Annotated in this window: 15 protein-coding genes; 3 read left to right on the top strand and 12 right to left on the bottom strand. The window is 59.1% G+C overall.

Annotated elements, in window-relative coordinates; translation table 11 throughout:
* Positions 1 to 131: 131 nt before the first annotated feature.
* From Q0746_RS11430 to miaB, 3 genes are all read right to left on the bottom strand, one after another.
* Positions 132 to 449: a hypothetical protein gene (locus Q0746_RS11430; RefSeq protein WP_298260350.1), complete on the bottom strand. Its 318-nt coding sequence runs from the start codon at positions 447 to 449 to the stop codon at positions 132 to 134.
* A 12-nt stretch (positions 450 to 461) separates the two neighbouring features.
* Positions 462 to 944: an OmpA family protein gene (locus Q0746_RS11425; protein WP_298261253.1), complete on the bottom strand. Its 483-nt coding sequence runs from the start codon at positions 942 to 944 to the stop codon at positions 462 to 464.
* 357 nt (positions 945 to 1,301) lie between these two features.
* The gene (gene miaB, locus Q0746_RS11420) at positions 1,302 to 2,618 is read right to left on the bottom strand and encodes a tRNA (N6-isopentenyl adenosine(37)-C2)-methylthiotransferase MiaB (RefSeq protein WP_298260348.1); all 1,317 of its coding nucleotides are present in this window, start codon (positions 2,616 to 2,618) and stop codon (positions 1,302 to 1,304) included.
* A gap of 113 nt (positions 2,619 to 2,731) precedes the next feature.
* Between miaB and Q0746_RS11415 the strand changes: the two genes are divergently transcribed.
* Positions 2,732 to 3,592: a hypothetical protein gene (locus tag Q0746_RS11415; RefSeq protein ID WP_298260346.1), complete on the top strand. Its 861-nt coding sequence runs from the start codon at positions 2,732 to 2,734 to the stop codon at positions 3,590 to 3,592.
* Positions 3,593 to 3,669: 77 nt separating this feature from the next.
* Here the strand turns inward: Q0746_RS11415 and Q0746_RS11410 are convergent, their stop codons facing one another.
* The 5 genes from Q0746_RS11410 to Q0746_RS11390 all read right to left on the bottom strand — a co-directional run bounded on the left by Q0746_RS11410 (position 3,670) and on the right by Q0746_RS11390 (position 9,135).
* A complete protein-coding gene (locus tag Q0746_RS11410) occupies positions 3,670 to 4,119 on the bottom strand; it encodes an Hsp20 family protein (protein ID WP_298260344.1) in 450 nt (149 codons plus the stop codon).
* A gap of 141 nt (positions 4,120 to 4,260) precedes the next feature.
* A complete protein-coding gene (locus Q0746_RS11405; protein ID WP_298260342.1) occupies positions 4,261 to 5,067 on the bottom strand; it encodes a trypsin-like serine protease in 807 nt (268 codons plus the stop codon).
* 177 nt (positions 5,068 to 5,244) lie between these two features.
* Positions 5,245 to 6,576: a glycolate oxidase subunit GlcF gene (glcF, locus tag Q0746_RS11400; protein ID WP_298260340.1), complete on the bottom strand. Its 1,332-nt coding sequence runs from the start codon at positions 6,574 to 6,576 to the stop codon at positions 5,245 to 5,247.
* A gap of 4 nt (positions 6,577 to 6,580) precedes the next feature.
* Positions 6,581 to 7,675, bottom strand: coding sequence for an FAD-binding protein (locus Q0746_RS11395; RefSeq protein ID WP_298261252.1), 1,095 nt, complete (start codon positions 7,673 to 7,675; stop codon positions 6,581 to 6,583).
* A gap of 17 nt (positions 7,676 to 7,692) precedes the next feature.
* Entirely contained in the window at positions 7,693 to 9,135 is a 1,443-nt protein-coding gene (locus tag Q0746_RS11390; protein ID WP_298260338.1) for an FAD-linked oxidase C-terminal domain-containing protein, read from the bottom strand.
* A gap of 91 nt (positions 9,136 to 9,226) precedes the next feature.
* On the opposite strand from Q0746_RS11390, the gene Q0746_RS11385 reads away from it, so the two are divergent.
* On the top strand, positions 9,227 to 9,955 hold the full coding sequence (locus tag Q0746_RS11385; RefSeq protein WP_298260336.1) for a DUF599 domain-containing protein: 729 nt from the start codon (positions 9,227 to 9,229) through the stop codon (positions 9,953 to 9,955).
* Positions 9,952 to 10,311, top strand: a complete 360-nt coding sequence (locus Q0746_RS11380; RefSeq protein ID WP_298260334.1) for a hypothetical protein — start codon at positions 9,952 to 9,954, stop codon at positions 10,309 to 10,311. Before Q0746_RS11385 ends, Q0746_RS11380 begins: the two co-directional genes overlap by 4 nt.
* A gap of 3 nt (positions 10,312 to 10,314) precedes the next feature.
* Here Q0746_RS11380 and Q0746_RS11375 read toward each other — a convergent pair whose 3' ends face one another.
* From Q0746_RS11375 to Q0746_RS11360, 4 genes are read right to left on the bottom strand one after another with little or no spacing between them, the layout of a single operon-like run.
* A complete protein-coding gene (locus Q0746_RS11375) occupies positions 10,315 to 12,378 on the bottom strand; it encodes a hypothetical protein (protein ID WP_298260331.1) in 2,064 nt (687 codons plus the stop codon).
* A 3-nt stretch (positions 12,379 to 12,381) separates the two neighbouring features.
* Positions 12,382 to 15,132, bottom strand: coding sequence for a DUF4159 domain-containing protein (locus Q0746_RS11370; protein ID WP_298260329.1), 2,751 nt, complete (start codon positions 15,130 to 15,132; stop codon positions 12,382 to 12,384).
* Positions 15,129 to 16,034, bottom strand: coding sequence for a DUF58 domain-containing protein (locus Q0746_RS11365; protein WP_298260327.1), 906 nt, complete (start codon positions 16,032 to 16,034; stop codon positions 15,129 to 15,131). The genes Q0746_RS11370 and Q0746_RS11365 overlap by 4 nt, the downstream gene beginning before the upstream one ends.
* Positions 16,031 to 17,038: a MoxR family ATPase gene (locus Q0746_RS11360; protein ID WP_298260325.1), complete on the bottom strand. Its 1,008-nt coding sequence runs from the start codon at positions 17,036 to 17,038 to the stop codon at positions 16,031 to 16,033. Before Q0746_RS11360 ends, Q0746_RS11365 begins: the two co-directional genes overlap by 4 nt.
* Positions 17,039 to 17,082 lie beyond the last annotated feature (44 nt).

Genomic DNA, 17,082 nt, shown 5'->3' with positions numbered 1-17,082 from the left:
GGGTTATTCGATAAGGGTGCATGAGCAATCAATGTCGTGCAAGGGCTGCTGCGCATGTTTCACGTAATTGATACGAAAAAAGGCCACCCAAGAGGGCAGCCTTTTTCATAAATTGATATAATGCGAGGCACCTAGATCGGGTCACTCACGTCGTCAGACCCACGGTAGTTGCCTGTCGCGTAGCCGGGAGGGGCTGCACCGGAGCAAACCGGCTTGCCTTGGCGGTCCAAACGGGCGGACAGGTAGCCCTCGATGCCGTCATCGATGATCCAGTGGTCGCAGCCGCGCGGATCGACCCAAATGCCGGCTTCAAGCTGGCTGAGGTCTTTCTTGCCGCGTCCAAAGATACCGCTGTAGTCGCGCGTTTTATCGCCACCATTGCTTTCGCTCAAACAAGCGCTCAGCATGGATACTGCGGCGACGCTGAGAAGTGCTTTACCAAATTTCATGTCATCGTCCCCTTAGCGAATGCACTGAATTTCAACACGACGGTTGGCCGCCATGCCTTGCGCCGTCCGGTTGGACGCCTTTGGAACCCGCTCGCCGTAGCCGCGTGTCGCAGAGATGCGCGCACCGACCGACCGTGCAACTTGTGCAACTGCATTTGCGCGGCGCTTGGACAGGTTCAAATTGTAGCTGTCGCTGGCGCGGCTATCTGTGTGACCGTCGATGATGTAGGCGGAGGCACCGGCAGATTGGAAGAACTGCTGCAAGCGGCGCTTGTTCGCGGAGTTGATGGTCGCTTGATTGGTTGCAAACAGCTGATCCGAATTCATAACTGCGCAAGTGTTCCCACGGCGGCATACTGGGATGCCTTGGCGTGTGACATGCGGTGTCATGAAGCCTTCGAAACCGTCGTCCATCACCCAGTGTTCGCAGCCATCCGGATCGACCCAGATCGTTGGAATGTAGCGTTCGGCGCGAATGGTTGTCCGGCTGACGATTTTACCGTTGGTGACGGTGCCTTGGCTAAAGCCGTCTTCGGTGTATACATATTGCTGCTGCGCTGAAGCGCCTACTGTCGACAGCGTCAGAGCAGATGCCAAGATGGCACAGCCTTTGATCGCGGTCTGCAGGGATTTTTTAAGATTAAACTGCACTGCCCTCGTCCTTTTGCGTGGTTATCGTTAAGCATAAAATCGGTATTTTGATTGGACTTCGACATATCCATCAAGATTTGGGATATCCTAGCAAATTTATGTGTAGTTTAAAGAGTTTTTTACCACATATAGTTGCCGAATCGGCAACATTGAGTCCTAAATGGCACTGATTGACCCAAGATTTGGCCGGAAAAACGCGACTTAGGCTAAGACACCCGTCAGCGAATTGGTCATATTAACCGTAATCTTCACCCGCTGAACCGTTCCGATCATCTCTTCCGGGGCTTCGCAATGTACCGCATGCAGGTAGTCCGACTTGCCAATAAGCTGCCCTGCCTGACGGCCCTTTTTCTCGAACAAAACATTCACTTCCCGCCCGACCATGCTTCGCTGGGCCGCGTATTGTTGCTCGGTCAGCAGGGCTTGCAGGCGCTGCAGCCGCTCGGAGGAAATCTCGTCTGACACGGCTTCTTTCTCTGCGGCTGGCGTGCCGGGACGGGCCGAATATTTGAACGAATAGGCCTGCCCGTAATTCACCTTGCGGACCAAATCCATGGTTGCCTGAAAATCCTCCTCGGTCTCGCCAGGGAAGCCGACAATAAAATCACCCGACAACAGCAAATCTGGGCGCGCGGCGCGAATGCGATCGATCAATTCGATGTAGCTGGCGGCCGTATGTTTCCGGTTCATCGCCTTCAGGATTTTATCCGACCCCGATTGCACCGGCAGATGCAGATAGGGCATCAATTTCTCGCAGGTGCCATGCGCCTCGATCAATGCATCTTCCATGTCGTTGGGGTGCGAGGTGGTAAAGCGAATGCGCTTCAAACCTTCGATGTCATTCAGGGCCCAGATCAGGCGCGCCAAGCCCCAAGTGCCGTCTTCGCCCTCGCCGTGATAAGCGTTCACATTCTGGCCCAGCAGGGTGATTTCACGCACACCGCGTGCCACCAAATTTTTGGCCTCTGCGATCAAACGCTCAGGTGGGCGCGACACCTCGGCGCCGCGCGTATAGGGCACCACGCAGAAGGCACAAAACTTGTCGCAGCCTTCTTGCACGGTTAAAAATGCCGCCGGACGGGCTTTGTTCACCCGCTTTGGCAGATGCTCAAACTTATCTTCTTCTGGAAAATCAGTATCCAACGCAGTTTCGCCTTGGTTCACCTTTTCCATCATCGTCGGCAACCGGTGATAGGTTTGCGGCCCAACCACCAGATCAACCATGGGCTGACGGCGCATGATTTCGCCGCCCTCGGCCTGTGCAACACAGCCCGCCACACCGATTTTCAGGTCGGGTTTTTCCACCTTCAACGGCTTCATGCGGCCCAGATCGGAATAGAGCTTCTCAGCCGCCTTTTCACGTATGTGGCAGGTATTGAGCAGGATCATATCCGCGTCTTCGATCACATCCGTGGTCTCATAGCCGTCTGCGCCCAAAGACTCCGCCATGCGTTCGCTGTCATAGACATTCATCTGACAACCATAGGTCTTGATAAAGAGCTTCTTCGTGTTGGACATGATGCACCGGTGTAACAAGGGTTCAGGCGGGGCATACCCCAGCCCGTGCGATCTTGCAATTCACCGCCGGATGACAGAGTTTAGGGAACAGCAGAAAAGAAAGAACGGCAGGCATGCGGCACAGCTCTCTTAGCGACTTTTTGGGCGTCGCCCAGACACAGCTTTCCCCCAAAGGGCCGTTTGCATTGGTGTTCATCGAGGATGACACCGAGGTGCAAAGCACAATTGCACATGTCCGAAAGACGGGGTTCCGCGAAGTTTTGATCTTTGGGGCTGCGCATATTCTGCCCGAAGACCAAGATGACTTGCACCTGATTGACACCAACATTCACGAGCAGGACGCATTTGCCGCCATCACCAGCGAAGTGATCAAACTATTCCCAGGTGTCTGGATGCACTATTGCTTCAACGCCGAATACATCTACTTCCCCTTCTGCGAGACCCGCAACATCCGCGAACTCATCGCGTTTAACATGGAAGAGCGCCGCTATTCGGTGATGACCTATGTGGTCGATTTATACTCCAACGATCTGGGCAAGCATCCCAACGCCGTCTCGATGGAGCAGGCCTATCTGGACAAATCCGGCTATTACGCCTTGGCACGGTTCACCGAGGACGGGGAAGCGCTGGACCGGCAGCTGGACTTTTTCGGCGGGCTGCGCTGGCGTTTTGAGGAACATATCCCGTGGACACGCCGCAGGATTGACCGCGTCGGCCTGTTCATGGCCGACAAAGGGTTGGAACTGCGCGGAGACCACACGTTCAACGTGCAAGAGTACAACACCTACGCCTGCCCTTGGCATCACAACATCTCTGGTGCGATCTGTTCGTTCCGCACCGCGAAGGCTTTGGTGTCCAACCCCGGATCAATGTATGAAATCCCGCATTTCTGGTGGAAAAGCTCGGCCAAGTTCGACTGGCACTCCAATCAGCTTTTGGAATTGGGCCTGATGGAACCGGGGCAGTGGTTTTGACGCCCCTTCCCTAAACAACACCCGAAAACGGCCCCCGCATTCAAAACGAGGGCCGCTGGCGCATTAGCTCAACTGGGTTAGGCTTCCAAGACCTTGGCATTCGGCTTTTTGCCAATCTGGATTTGGCGCGGCTTCAATGCCTCGGGCACCTCGCGCACCAGATCGATATGCAGCATCCCATCGGCATTATTCGCAGAGGTCACACGGACGTGGTCGGCCAGATGGAAGCGTTTTTCAAAGGCGCGGGTGGCGATACCGCGGTGCAGGTAGGTTTTGACCTCTGCCTCATCCGCCTTCTTGGCCGAAACGATCAATGCGTTTTCGCGCTGCTCGACGGTTAGATCAGCCTCGGAGAACCCCGCGACAGCAACGGAAATCCGGTACGCATCCTCATCCGTTCTTTCGATGTTATAGGGCGGATATGTGGAGGTTTGGACCTCGGACGTCAGAACCCTGTCCATCAGGTCAGCGACCCGATCAAAACCGACAGTGGCACGGTGAAGGGGGGAAAAATCATATGCGCGCATTTGGTGCATCCTTATCAATAAGCAATGTTTGCGTGTGCGAGCCTTCCATATGGACAGGCCCATTTGCGTTTACCGAACCCCGTTTGGGCATCCGGTAATATTGATGTGGGAAAGCCCGATCGGGGTTTCAAGGGGCCGCGCTTAGGGTTTGATGAACAACGCACCGGATGGCTGAATGCCCGTTTGCAGCGCCACCCGCGACGCGCCAGTGTCCACGCGACGGAACACGCCGTCGTTATATTCAATCTCGCTGAGAAGCACGGACAAGCGCTGGTCCAATCCGACCCCCAGTGCCACCTTCTGGTTGCGCCATTCGGCTTTGGCGGACACCACCGACAAGATGACCGGTGCCCCGTTTTGAATGGCAAAGATCGGCGCGCCGGAAGACCCAAAATCGACATCGCAAGACGTCACATAAACCCCGGGATCGCGGGCCAGCACGTTGCACGTGTCCTGAATGGACGGCACATCCTCACGGTTTTTGGCATAGGAGATCACCTGAACCTCTTGTCCGCGGTCAACCTGAGTGGCCGTTTCAAACGGGCGGATGGCCGTGTTTTTGATCGGTTGATCCAGCTGGATCAACGCCAGATCAGAGGACACTTTGTCAACATTCCCGCGCCCTTTGTAGACATAGTCGGGATGGATCACCGACCGCTTTACCCCGCGATAGGCAGATGCGCGCCCATGCTGCCACCCTGCGAGAAACTCGATCTCGGTGTCACGGGTCCGCACGCCCTTGTTGTCGTAAAAGCAATGGGCCGCCGTCAGCACCAGATCGGGCGCAATGAGAGTTCCGGTGCAAAAGCCCGATTTCCCAAGATTGATACGGCCCACGCCCTGCCATGCTTTGGTTGCATCCAGTGACGTCAACGTGCGCAATGCGCCCTCTGCCTGCGCAGTGGTCGTCAGCATGACTGCCGTTATCAATGTTGCCAAAAATCGCATCAATCGCCCCGATATGCCCGTTTTGACCCTGACTAGATAACAGTTAGGGCGAAAATGCGGCCATGACTGGCCCCTTTTGGGCCCGAGAACCGAAACCTCACAGAACCGAAGTTCCGCGCGCATGTCCAGATCGCCGCCAGAGCAATTCCTAAACTGCGGGCAATATGCAGCAGTCTCTTACCGCAGGCGCGGAATGATCGCCTCATGCGGAGCGTCATGTGCCGGTGCAAGCATCGCTGGCGGTTGGGGTCCACCGGTGGCCCAGTCCAACAGCTCCACCGTATGTACAATCGGAATTTTCGTAGCCGAGCCGATTTGCACCATACAACCAATGTTGCCTGCGGCGATGACATCGGGCGCCTTTGCCTCCAGCGTTTGTACCTTGCGGTCTTTCAACTGTTTGGAAATATCCGGCTGCATCAAGTTGTACGTTCCTGCGGAGCCGCAGCATAGATGGGGGTCCTTGGGCTCCAGCACGGTGAAGCCTGCACGTTTCAGCAGATCCTTAGGGTAGGTTTTGATCTGCTGGCCATGCTGCAAGGAACACGCCGCGTGATAGGCGACCTTCAGGCCTTGATCCGCAGCTTCCGGCAGCTCTAGTTTCATCAGAACTTCGGAGACATCCATCGCGATCCCTGCAACGGCAGCAGCCTGCGCCGCCAAGTCAGTGTCGCGGAACATATGGCCGTAGTCCTTCACGGTTGTGCCGCAACCAGAAGTATTGATCACGATGGCGTCCAGACCTTGGCCTTGCATCTCCGCATCCCATGCGCGGATGTTCTTGGCCGCGGCAGCGTGGCTTTCCGAGGATTTCCCCATGTGATGGGTCAACGCCCCGCAGCAGCCCGCATCTTTGGCCACCACCACCTCACAACCCAATCGCGTCAGCAGCCGGATGGTGGCATCATTGATGTCAGTATTCAGCGCCTTTTGCGCGCAGCCTGTCATCAGCGCAACGCGCATCTTCAACGGGGCCTTGGGCGCGAAGCTTTGCGGATCGTCATTGCGCGACACGGGCGGAATGGTCTTCGGCGCCATTTCCAGCATCGCGCGCAGGCGGGCATCGGGCATAAAACGCGCAAAAGGGCGACCCATCTTTGCCCCCAAAAGCGCCAAGCGGAAACGGTTCGGATACGGCAAGATACGCGCCAAAATCCAACGCAACGCACGGTCAAAGAAGGGGCGATCGTAGTGCTTTTCGATATACTCGCGGGCGTGATCGACAAGATGCATGTAGTGCACGCCAGACGGGCAGGTAGACATGCACGCAAGGCAAGACAGACACCGGTCTATATGTTTGACCGTTTTGGAGTCCGGCTTGCGGGCGTTTTCCAACATATCCTTGATCAGATAGATGCGCCCACGAGGGCTGTCCAACTCATCCCCCAGCACTTGATAGGTTGGGCAGGTTGCGGTGCAAAAGCCACAGTGCACACAGGCACGCAGCACCTTTTCGGACTGTGCCATAGCAGGGTCTTGAAGCTGTTCGGCGGAGAAATTCGTCTGCATCGTTTTACCCCATCACCCCTTGGTTCAATATACCGCGCGGATCGAATTGCGCGCGCAACCCCTCCGAGAGGGCCGCCATCACCGGAGGCTCTGGGGGAAAGGTCTGCGCAGAGCCGCGCAGGCAGGTCGCGTGACCGGAAATCCGGCCCATAGGCGTGCGGACATCAGTGCCTTGGGGAACGACGGCCCAGATCAGCCCGCCGCCCCAGTCCAGAAACACATTGGTTGCAGTTGGCATGCTGGCCACCACCGCAGGGGCGTCGCTTGGCTTGACCGAGATACGCCAGATATCCCCTTCAACGCCTGAGAAATGCTTCATGTCGCGATTGGCCAGCCACAATGCCTCGGAGGCCTCGCCATGCAATTCTTCCATATCGCCATATTCAACCAGCAGGTTTCGCAACTGCGCCAACCTGTAGGACACAGATTCTTCAAACCCCTCAAGACGCAGTGCTGTTATTCCCTTCACCAAACATTGCGCCGCCCCCGAGACCTCATACGGCGAGCCCAGCGCCTTCGACAGCGCGTCTACCGCGCCCGAAACATCCAGTTTGTGCAACAACAGCGTGGCACTGGTTTCCACCCCGGGCAGCACCTTGAAGCTGACCTCGGACATCACCCCCAATGTGCCGTAGGATCCCGCCATTAGTTTCACCAGATCGTAGCCCGTTACGTTCTTCATCACGCGACCACCGTTTTTGATGATGGTCCCTTGACCATCCACGTAGCGCACACCGATCAAGCTGTCCCGACAAGCCCCCGCTTGGATGCGCCGCGGGCCGGAGGCATTGGTGGCAACCACCCCGCCAATGGTCGGCGTGCCGGTTGTGCGCAGCAGCGTGCGGTGGTCCATCGGCTCGAAGGGCAAACGCTGGTTTTCCGCCGCCAGCGCCGCCTCGATTTGCGCGACCGGAGTCCCCGCTTTGGCCACCAATGTCAGCGATCCGGGTTCATAGAGTGTGATGCCAGACAGGCCGGTCGTGGACAGAACGTCGCCGTCCACCTGCTCGATCAGGCGTGTGCCGCCGCCTTGAACGCGGATCGGGGAGGTCGCAGAAGCAACCGCTTCGGCCAGCGCGTGTTCACTATCGGGTGTCATCATGTCAGATCAAACTTCTAGTTGCTGAGACGCGCGCGGCGCGTCTGTGTTGCGGTCAACGGGAAGACTTTGGCGGGGTTCAGCAACCACTTGGGATCGAAGACATCCTTGACCTTCATCTGGGCCTCAAGGTCCTCAGGGGTGAATTGATCATACATCAGATCGCGCTTCTCGATCCCCACCCCGTGCTCGCCAGTCAGGCAGCCACCGACCTCAACACAAAGCCGCAGGATGTCCGCCCCCAAGGCTTCACAGAGTTCAAGATCGCCCTCTTTATTGGCGTTGAACAGGATCAACGGATGCATATTGCCGTCGCCTGCGTGAAACACATTGCCCACATCCAGCCCGTATTGCTTGGACAACTCGCCTATCCGTTTCAAAACATAAGGCAGCTCCGAGACAGGGATCGTGCCATCCAGACACATGTAGTCGTTGATCTGCCCCATCGCCCCGAAGGCCGACTTTCGGCCCAGCCAGATTTTGGCGCTTTCCTCGGCCGAGGTGCTTTCGCGCAGCTCCACCGGTTTATGTTTGCGGGCGATGGCGGTAATTTTGGCAAGTTGGCTATCAATTTCTTGCGGCGCGCCCTCCACTTCCACGATCAGCAGGGCCTCGCAATCGGGGTAGCCCGCCTGCGCGAAGGCCTCCGTGGCGCGAATGACGGGGCGGTCCATGAACTCAATCGCAACAGGCAGCACACCGGCCTTGATAATATCCGCCACGCAGGCCCCTGCGACCTCGTTGTCGTCAAATCCGATCAAAACCGGCCGCGCCCCTTCGGGTTTGCGCAAGATGCGCAAAGTGGCTTCGGTCACCACCCCCATTTGACCTTCCGACCCGCAGATGAGACCCAGATAGTCATAGCCCGCGGCGTCCAGATGGGCGCCACCGATTTCGATCACCGTGCCGTCCATCTGCACCATGGTTACGCCAAGCAGGTTGTTGGTCGTCACCCCGTATTTCAGGCAATGCGCCCCGCCTGAGTTCATCGCGATGTTTCCCGCGATTGCGCAAGCCAGCTGCGAGGACGGGTCTGGGGCGTAGAAAAACCCCTGCTCTTCGACCGCCCCTGTCACAGATAGATTTGTGCGACCGGTTTGAACGCGGATGTAGCGGTCGTCATAGTTGGTTTCCAAAACGTCGTTGAGCTTGGCCACCCCAAGGATCACGCAATCGGCGGTGGGCAATGCGCCACCCGCCAAAGATGTGCCGGAGCCGCGAGGCACCACAGGCACCTCCTCCTCGTGGCAAATCTTCAAGACATCCGCGACCTCTTGGGTCGTCGCCGGCAGCACCGCGCATAGGGGCGGGCATTTGTAGGCTGTCAACGCGTCGCATTCATAGGCCCGCGTCTCAAACTCGTCGTGGATCACTGCATCCTTTGGCAGCACCTGCATCAGGCGATTTACCAACATGGCTTTCTTGGCCATGATTTTCGCATCCGGTGCAGGCATTTCCATGAGTTATCCTAACGGCTTTTGCTGATTGGTAAAAATATATTACCAATTTATGCGCATGGCAAGTCCTCCAAATCAAGGGTAGCATCACACCATGACACTATTAGATCACCTGACCCTTCTGACGCTTCTTGACGCCGGCGCGCTTGCGCATCTCGCGGTAAGCTGGGTTCTTATGAGTTGGTGGATCGAAAACCCCAGCAACTCCCGCCCGTCAGTGACGGTTATCATGGTTGAATACCGCCGCGCATGGATGCGCCAGCTTGTCACCCGCGAGCCGCGCATTTTCGACGCCGCCATTCTTACCAACCTGCGACAGGGCACATCGTTCTTTGCCTCTGGCTGCATGATCGCCATTGGCGGCGTATTGGCCATGGTGGGCAACACCGACAAAATCCAAATGGCCGCCTCTGACCTGAATACCGCACAAGTGCCGACCATCGTGTGGCAGGCCAAGCTTTTGGTGGTTGTCCTATTCTTGACCTACGGGTTTTTGAAGTTCGTCTGGGCAAACCGGCTGTTTGGGTACTGCGCTGTGGTAATGGCCGCTGTGCCGAATGACATTTCGCAACCCTGCGTCTATGACCGCGCCGCCCAAGCCGCAGAAATCAACATTCGGGCCGCATGGAATTTCAACCGCGGCTTGCGGGCCATCTATTACGCACTAGGCGCGTTGGCATGGTTATTGGGGCCTGTGCCCTTGATCATGGCCACATTTGCCGTCACCTTCATCATATGGCAGCGCGAGTTTTCATCGTTGCCGCGTTCTATTTTACTAGATGGGCCTGTTTTGCCCTCAGCCACCAAGGAGACCACGTCATGAAACCTCTATTGGCAGCCCTATTCGTGTTTTGCGCCCACACCGCACCAAGTTTCGCCGATCAAGCCGAGATCAAGCGCGTCACCGCCCGAGAAACCGGGAGTGGCTGGAGCTTTGACGTCACCATCAGCCACCCTGACACCGGCTGGGACCATTATGCCGACGGCTGGTCCGTACATGCGCCCGATGGCAGCGAATTGGGCTTTCGCAAGCTGGCGCACCCCCATGAGAACGAGCAACCCTTCACCCGCTCCCTGTCCGGTGTGCAAATCCCCGACGGCGTGACCGAGGTGACCATTCGTGCCCGCGATAGCGTCCATGGCTGGTCCGACGACAGCTATTTGGTGCGCCTGAAGTAGCCGCTAGCGACGCCCCTCACGCAGCCACGCGCCGACACAGAGCACCAAGGCCAGCAGCAAAAACAGCCATGGCGACAACAGCGGCGTTACGGTCACATTGGTGGTCACATAGGCGTTGCGCGGGGTTAACCCGATCCAGCCGCGACCTGCTGCGTTGCGGCCCTCGCCGACCATCCGCAGGTTCGGGAGGCCCTCCTCCAGCCGCAAGATGCCGCCTCGAGTGGCGCTCACTATGCCGTCGAGCTTGTCTCCGGATGCAATGGTTTCAATGAATTCGCGCGGGGCGGCGGGTCCAAGGGCAATCACGCTTTCGAGGTCCCCTTCTTTCAAACGGTAGAGGCCTTGTTGCGGACCATCAAAGGTCGCCGTGAACCGCCCTGGAGAGGTTTCAACCAACGGCACATTGCTGACCGTCCCGTCTGGTGCCGTGACTTCCAGATCACCGGTTTCCAGTTCAAGCGTGCGCCGTGTCAGGGTCATCGTTTGCCCCTCTGCGGTTGCGGTCAGGGCTTCTTCCTCCAAGTCGGGCTCTTTCATCATCCAATGCGCCAAGCGACGCAGCAGTTCCAGCTGCGGCCCGCCGCCTTCATAGCCGCGATGCCACAGCCACGCCTGATCTGATGCCAGCAAGGCAATGCGCCCTTCCCCCACTCGGTCCAATGTCAGCAGCGGGCGGTCGTCCACACCGGTCATGACAGTTTGCCCGCGCTGCGCATCTACTTCGATCTGGCGCATCCAACGGCCCCAGCCCGGCACCGCGTCTTCCGTTGGGTTCGGCGCAAAACGCTCCAAGCCCTCGGTCACAGGATGGCGTGCGCCCAGATCGGAAATTAGCGGCGTAAAGCCTTGATCCAGCACCCGCGCTGTCGGCTCGGCGGGAATGATGTCGCCCAAAGGGGAGCGGTAAATACTATCCGCAGAGGCAAAATCCGGCCCCGCCGCCACCAGCACAGCCCCGCCGTTTTCGACATACTGCCGGATACTGTCGAAATAGAGCGCCGGAAGAATGCCACGCCGTTTGTAGCGGTCAAAGATGATCAGATCGAACTCGTCCACTTTCTCCAGAAACAATTCGCGCGTGGGGAAGGCGATCAAGGACAGCTCGGACACCGGCACCCCGTCCTGCTTTTCGGGCGGGCGCAGAATGGTGAAATGCACAAGATCCACCGCACTGTCGGATTTGAGCAGATTGCGCCATGTGCGCTCGCCTGCGTGGGGCTCGCCGGAGACCAGCAAAACGCGCAAACGGTCACGCACACCGTTGATCTGAACAACGGCCGAGTTGTTGCGGTCGGTCAGCTCGGTGTCGTCCGCGGCAACGGTGAATTGCAGCACATTGAGCCCCCCATGAGGCAGGGTCAAAGGCAGCTCCAGATCCTCGCCCGTGGGGACTTGGAAAGTCTGCGGAGCAGCGCCGTCGATTGCAATGGACAGGCTGGCCCGCGCAGGCGTGCCTTGCGGCACCCGACCTTGATCCTCAATACGCAAAGTGAGGGTGATTTCCTCATCAAGGATCGCAAAGGCGGGAGCATTCTTGACGATCAGGCGGCGATCCCAATCAGTCGCCCGTCCGGTCAGCAGCGTATGCAAAGGCGCCTCAAGTGCTGGGGCACGTTGGGCATCATGCAGCTGGCCGTCAGTGATCAATATGGTTCCCGCGATGCGTGACTTCGGCTCCTCGCTGAGAACATCCGTGAGGGCGCGCATCACCTCGGTGCCTGCATCCCCCTGCCCGTCCGGCACAGTGACCCTGCGCAGCTCCATCCCGCGCGCAGCAATGTCGCGGCTCATTCCCGCCACCGCCTGCGCCGTCTGGCTTTCGCGATCCGACAGGCGCTGTGATGCGGTTTCATCCACGACCATCACCACAATATCCGTCAGCGGGTCGCGGTCCTCATCTTGCAACGACGGGTTCATCACCCCCACCAGCAGCACCACCAATGCCGGCCCACGCAACCACCACCCGCTTAGCCGCCGCCAGATGGCAAGAAGTATAAGCAGCCCAGAGAATGCGGCCGCGCCATAGATCGCCGGCCAAGGAATCAGAGGGTCGAAAATCACATCCATATGCTAGTTTCCCAACCGTTCGAGCAGAGCCGGCACATGGACCTGATCCGACTTATAGTTTCCGGTGAGCACATGCATCACAACATTCACCCCAAACCGAATGGCCAACTCGCGCTGGCGTTCCCCTGCGAACCCGCGACCAACCGGATAGCGCGGGTTGCCACGTTCGTCGCGCGCCCAAGCCGCTGCCCAATCGTTGCCGCCGATCAAAACCGGTGTCACCCCGTCATTCAGGTCACGAAAGGGCAAGCCCTCCACGGCTTCGGCGGTCGCGGGTGCCGCCTCCACCCAGATATCGCGCGACGTGAACCGGCCCGGGAAATCCTGCAACAGATAGAAGGTACGGGTCAGCACATGGTCTTGCGGGATCGGCTCCAGCGCAGGAATATCCAGCGGTGCCGCCAAAGCCTGCAGTTTACGACCAAGCGGCGTGGACGCGCCAAAGCCGCCGATATTGCCATCGCGCGTGTCGAACAAGATCATGCCGCCGGTCCGCAGATAGCGATTTAGCTTCGCGTAGGCTTGCGGGGATGGGGTCGGCTGGCTTTCGATAATCGGCCAATACAGGATCGGGAAAAACGATAGCTCATCTTCCTCCAGGTCGACCGCTATGGGGTCGGCTGGCTCCACCGAAGTGCGCCTGAACAGGCTTAACGACAACCCGCGAAGCCCCTCGTCCGACACTTGATCCAGTTTGGCATCACCGGTTTTTACATAGGCCAAAACAACCTCGGATGTGGCCTCCAATGCGCGGCTGTCTTCTTGCGCGGCGGCGTGTTCCGGCAGGGCAGCGACCGCGGCGGCCATCACCACAACAGCGGCGGTCACGCCACCGCGCAGCTTTCCTGACAGGGCCAAGGACGCGAGGATATCCACCAAAAGAAGCCCCAAAGCCAATGACAATAGCGTGCCCATCAAGGGGGTCTCTTGCGCGATTGTCAGCCCTTCGACAGGTGTGCCGGCAGGCCAGACCGCTGGGGCAACTGTCGCATCCGCCGACATGACATTCAAAGCAATCCGGCGGTCGCCTCCGGCATATAGACCCGGCGGCAGCTCCGCGTTGATCGCGGCACCTGCCAGTTTTTCACCGGCGACGCCCGCAAGGTTTCCAGCATCGCGCACCACCCCGAAAGCATCGAGGGTTTCTTCCGCCACCCAAGTGGTACCAATCAGATCGTCCGGCGCGATCTCTGCGGGACGCGTGGAAATCGCGAGACGTTCCAACATCTGCACAAACAGCCCCGACAAAGGCAGGGTCGACCATTCGGCATTTGCTGTGACGTGGAACAAAATGACCTGACCATCGCCGATTGATTTGCGCGTCACCAAAGGCGTGCCATCGGCCAAAGAGGCAATCGTGCGGGCGGCGAGATCGGGATCGGGCTGGGCCACAACCTGAGACCTCACTTGCACATCATCCGGCACATCCAACCCGAAGAAAGGGCTGTCGCGGGTGAAGGCGCGCAGGGCTTTCGGCTCTCCCCAAGACATTGCCCCGCCAACGCTGCGCCCGCCCGCACGCAGGCGCACAGGCATCAAAGGATCGCGGCGTTCTATGTCGGCAGCGGCGGTACGCGGCCCCGCGAAACGGACCAGCATGCCACCTTCATCCACCCAATCCAAAAGCGCGTCGCGCTCTGCGTCAGAGACCGTCGCCACATCTGCCAACATCAGCACGTCAGGGCTGGCCAGCAACATATCTTGCAAGGTGCCCTCGATCAGATCGGCCGTGGGAACCAAAGCTTTGTTCAAGTAGTACAGCGGTGACAACAGGTCTTGCGCCTCTTGGTCGTCGCGCCCAGACAGCAGTCCGACCTCGCGGCGCTTCAACGCATCATCGGTCAAAGTGACAGCACCGGCGGACCGCGTGCCTTGCACCTCAAAGCGATTGACGCGGTTGCGCAACTGCGACGGGAGGTCCAGCAGCACTTCGGCCTGCATCGCCCCGATGGCGAAAGCAGCGGTGCCTGTGGCCAATGTCTGCTCGGCCCCATTGGGATCGGGACCAACTGCTAAGAGCGTCACCTCCTGCGCAGAGGCTGCAGGGCTGCGCAGCGCCGTTATCGAAATGCGGCCGTCTTGGAAGACGGCTGGCTTCAACGCAAAGACAGGGCGCGCGGTCTCCACTACGGTGACGGCCCCTCTCGCCTCAAAAGCGGCCAACAGCCCTGCACGGCTATCATGTTCTAGGCCGTCGGAGAACCAGACCGTCTCGAAGTCTGCGTCCCCCAAACGGGTTATCCATGCCTGCAGACCCGCTGCGTCCGGCTGCCATGCCCGTGGTTGAATTCCCTTGAGCGTCGCAGCGACAGCATCGGCAGATTGAAAACTCAACGCCCCAGACTGCGGGTCACTCAGAATGGCAATGGCCGCGGGACGGGCTTGTCTGGCGGCCTCGGCCAGCAGATCCTCGACACGGGCTATGCGCGCGGGCCAATCGCGCGCACTGGCCCAAGACCCGTCCATTGCGATCAACAGCGGGCCGCTGCCTGCGCGGTCCTTTTCGGGATTCAGGACGGGGCCTGCAAAACCGACAATGAAGGCCGCAACGGCGAGCATGCGCAGCATCAGCAGCCACCAAGGGGTTGTGTCGGTTTGGGTGTCGTCGTCCGTGAGCCCCAACAGCAATGCGATCCCAGGAAAGCGGCGTTTGACAGGGGCGGGCGGCACCGCGCGCAGCAGCCACCACAAGACCGGCAATGCGGCAAGAGCCACCAGTAGCAAAGGCGTGGTAAAGGCGAGATTTGCGATCATGACGCGCCGCGCTCCAAGGATTGATAAAGCCACAACAGCGACTTGGCGGCAGGATCATTGGTATGGTGGCACATGTAGCGCCAGCCGGTCTTTCGGGCCAGATCTTGCAACAGGGCCTTGCGGGCCGCGAGACGATTCAAATAGGCCTCGCGCAGGGTATTGGCCTTCAAAGTCTCGAATTTCAACGCGCCGGTCATGCTTTCGAAGACGGTGCGCCCGTCGTAGGGGAAGGATTCTTCGTCGGGGTCCAGAACCTGCACCAAGGCCCCGCGCACCCCGCGATCCGTGGCAGCGGTCAGCGCGTCTTTGACCCGTTCGGGATCGCCCAAAAAGTCGGATATGAACACCGCCCTCGACCCCGCAGGCAACACCCGCGCGTTGGGGGCCCCATATTCCGCCGCGCCCTGTGCATTCATCAAATGACCGGCGATGCGGGCAAGCTGCCCCTCGCCCCGACGCGGCGGCGTGCCGCGATCCGCAAGGCCGAAACGTTCGCCACCTTTGTTGAGCAACACACATAACGCCATGGCAATCACCCGAGCGCGGTGGCCTTTCGTCGGGCAATCCTTCCCTCCCGCGAATGACATCGACATCGCGTCATCGACCCAAAGCATCACCGATTGCGCCGCCTGCCATTCCTTTTGACGCACAAAGGTTGCATCCGACCGCGCGGAGCGGCGCCAATCCACATCGCGCAGCCCGTCGCCGTGTTGTGTCGGGCGGTACTGCCAGAATTCATCCCCCATGCCCGCGCGTTTGCGGCCATGCTCCCCCAGCAGAACCGTCGCGGCCAAATGCTCGGCCTGCGCCAAAAGCGGCGGAAAGGCACTGGCGTGCGCCTCGGCGCGGTGCCTTAGGCTTGCGGGCGTCGCGGCCTGATCTGTCGGGGAGGATTGATTCACGCGGCGGCTTTCCGTTGACCGGTTTGCGCGGCGACATCAGCGATGACGTCAGACAGCACCCGTCCTTCGGCGCGGGCGGCAAAGCTTAGGGCCATGCGGTGCGACAATATCGGATCGGCCAAGGCCAGCACATCGTCGGACGAAGGTGCCAGACGCCCTTGCAACAAGGCACGCGCACGCACGGTCAACATCAAGGCCTGCGCGGCCCGAGGACCTGGGCCCCAAGCGACGGTGTCCCGCACCAGATCGGTGGCCTCGGCCCCATCGGGGCGACAAGCGCGCACCAGATCAAGGATATGTTCCACCACCGCCTCGCCCACGGGCATGCGGCGCACAAGGGTTTGCGCGGCAAGGAGCTCGTCGCCGGTGAAGACCTCGGAGGCCTGCGCGCAATCCGTCCCCGTCGTCGCCAACAAAATGTCGCGCTCCGTATCGCGGTCAGGGTAGTCGACGTTGATTTGCAGCAAGAAGCGGTCCAGCTGGGCTTCCGGCAGCGGGTAGGTGCCTTCTTGCTCCAGCGGGTTTTGCGTTGCGAGCACATGGAAAGGCGCGGGCAACTTGTGATCCACCCCTGCGACTGTGACGGAATGCTCCTGCATCGCCTGCAACAGCGCCGATTGCGTCCTTGGCGAGGCGCGGTTGATCTCATCGGCCATCAAAAGCTGTGCGAAGATAGGGCCCTCAATGTAGCGAAACGACCGGCTGCCGTCGTCTGCGGTCTCCAAGACCTCGGAGCCAATAATATCAGCGGGCATCAAATCAGGCGTGAATTGCACCCGATTGGAGCTGAGCCCCATAACAGTGGACAAAGTATCCACCAAAAGCGTCTTGCCCAAACCCGGCAGCCCCATCAACAGCGCATGCCCGCCTGACAGCATCGCGATCAGGGACAAATCCACCACATCCTGCTGCCCGATAATCTGCTGGCCAATGCTGGCGCGGGCCGCATTTAGCTTATCCGCAAGGGCTTCAATATCTTTTACCAGTTCCTGCGCGTCTGCCATGTGACAACTCCCTCGGGGTGGCTATAATCAATATCTACATAAAG

The organism is uncultured Litoreibacter sp. (genome assembly GCF_947487515.1).
Classification (GTDB): domain Bacteria; phylum Pseudomonadota; class Alphaproteobacteria; order Rhodobacterales; family Rhodobacteraceae; genus Litoreibacter.
This window is presented reverse-complemented; position numbering and strand designations above follow the sequence as displayed.

Bases quoted from the DNA above. Each gene is read 5' to 3' on its own strand.
- Q0746_RS11415 (WP_298260346.1), top strand. From the start codon at position 2,732: ATGCGGCACAGCTCTCTTAGCGACTTTTTGGGCGTCGCCCAGACACAG.
- Q0746_RS11430 (WP_298260350.1), bottom strand. From the start codon at position 449: ATGAAATTTGGTAAAGCACTTCTCAGCGTCGCCGCAGTATCCATGCTG.
- Q0746_RS11390 (WP_298260338.1), bottom strand. From the start codon at position 9,135: ATGGAAATGCCTGCACCGGATGCGAAAATCATGGCCAAGAAAGCCATG.
- Q0746_RS11410 (WP_298260344.1), bottom strand. From the start codon at position 4,119: ATGCGCGCATATGATTTTTCCCCCCTTCACCGTGCCACTGTCGGTTTT.
- Q0746_RS11375 (WP_298260331.1), bottom strand. From the start codon at position 12,378: ATGGATGTGATTTTCGACCCTCTGATTCCTTGGCCGGCGATCTATGGC.
- Q0746_RS11395 (WP_298261252.1), bottom strand. From the start codon at position 7,675: ATGACACCCGATAGTGAACACGCGCTGGCCGAAGCGGTTGCTTCTGCG.
- Q0746_RS11370 (WP_298260329.1), bottom strand. From the start codon at position 15,132: ATGATCGCAAATCTCGCCTTTACCACGCCTTTGCTACTGGTGGCTCTT.
- Q0746_RS11385 (WP_298260336.1), top strand. From the start codon at position 9,227: ATGACACTATTAGATCACCTGACCCTTCTGACGCTTCTTGACGCCGGC.
- Q0746_RS11360 (WP_298260325.1), bottom strand. From the start codon at position 17,038: ATGGCAGACGCGCAGGAACTGGTAAAAGATATTGAAGCCCTTGCGGAT.
- Q0746_RS11405 (WP_298260342.1), bottom strand. From the start codon at position 5,067: ATGCGATTTTTGGCAACATTGATAACGGCAGTCATGCTGACGACCACT.
- Q0746_RS11380 (WP_298260334.1), top strand. From the start codon at position 9,952: ATGAAACCTCTATTGGCAGCCCTATTCGTGTTTTGCGCCCACACCGCA.
- miaB (WP_298260348.1), bottom strand. From the start codon at position 2,618: ATGTCCAACACGAAGAAGCTCTTTATCAAGACCTATGGTTGTCAGATG.
- glcF (WP_298260340.1), bottom strand. From the start codon at position 6,576: ATGCAGACGAATTTCTCCGCCGAACAGCTTCAAGACCCTGCTATGGCA.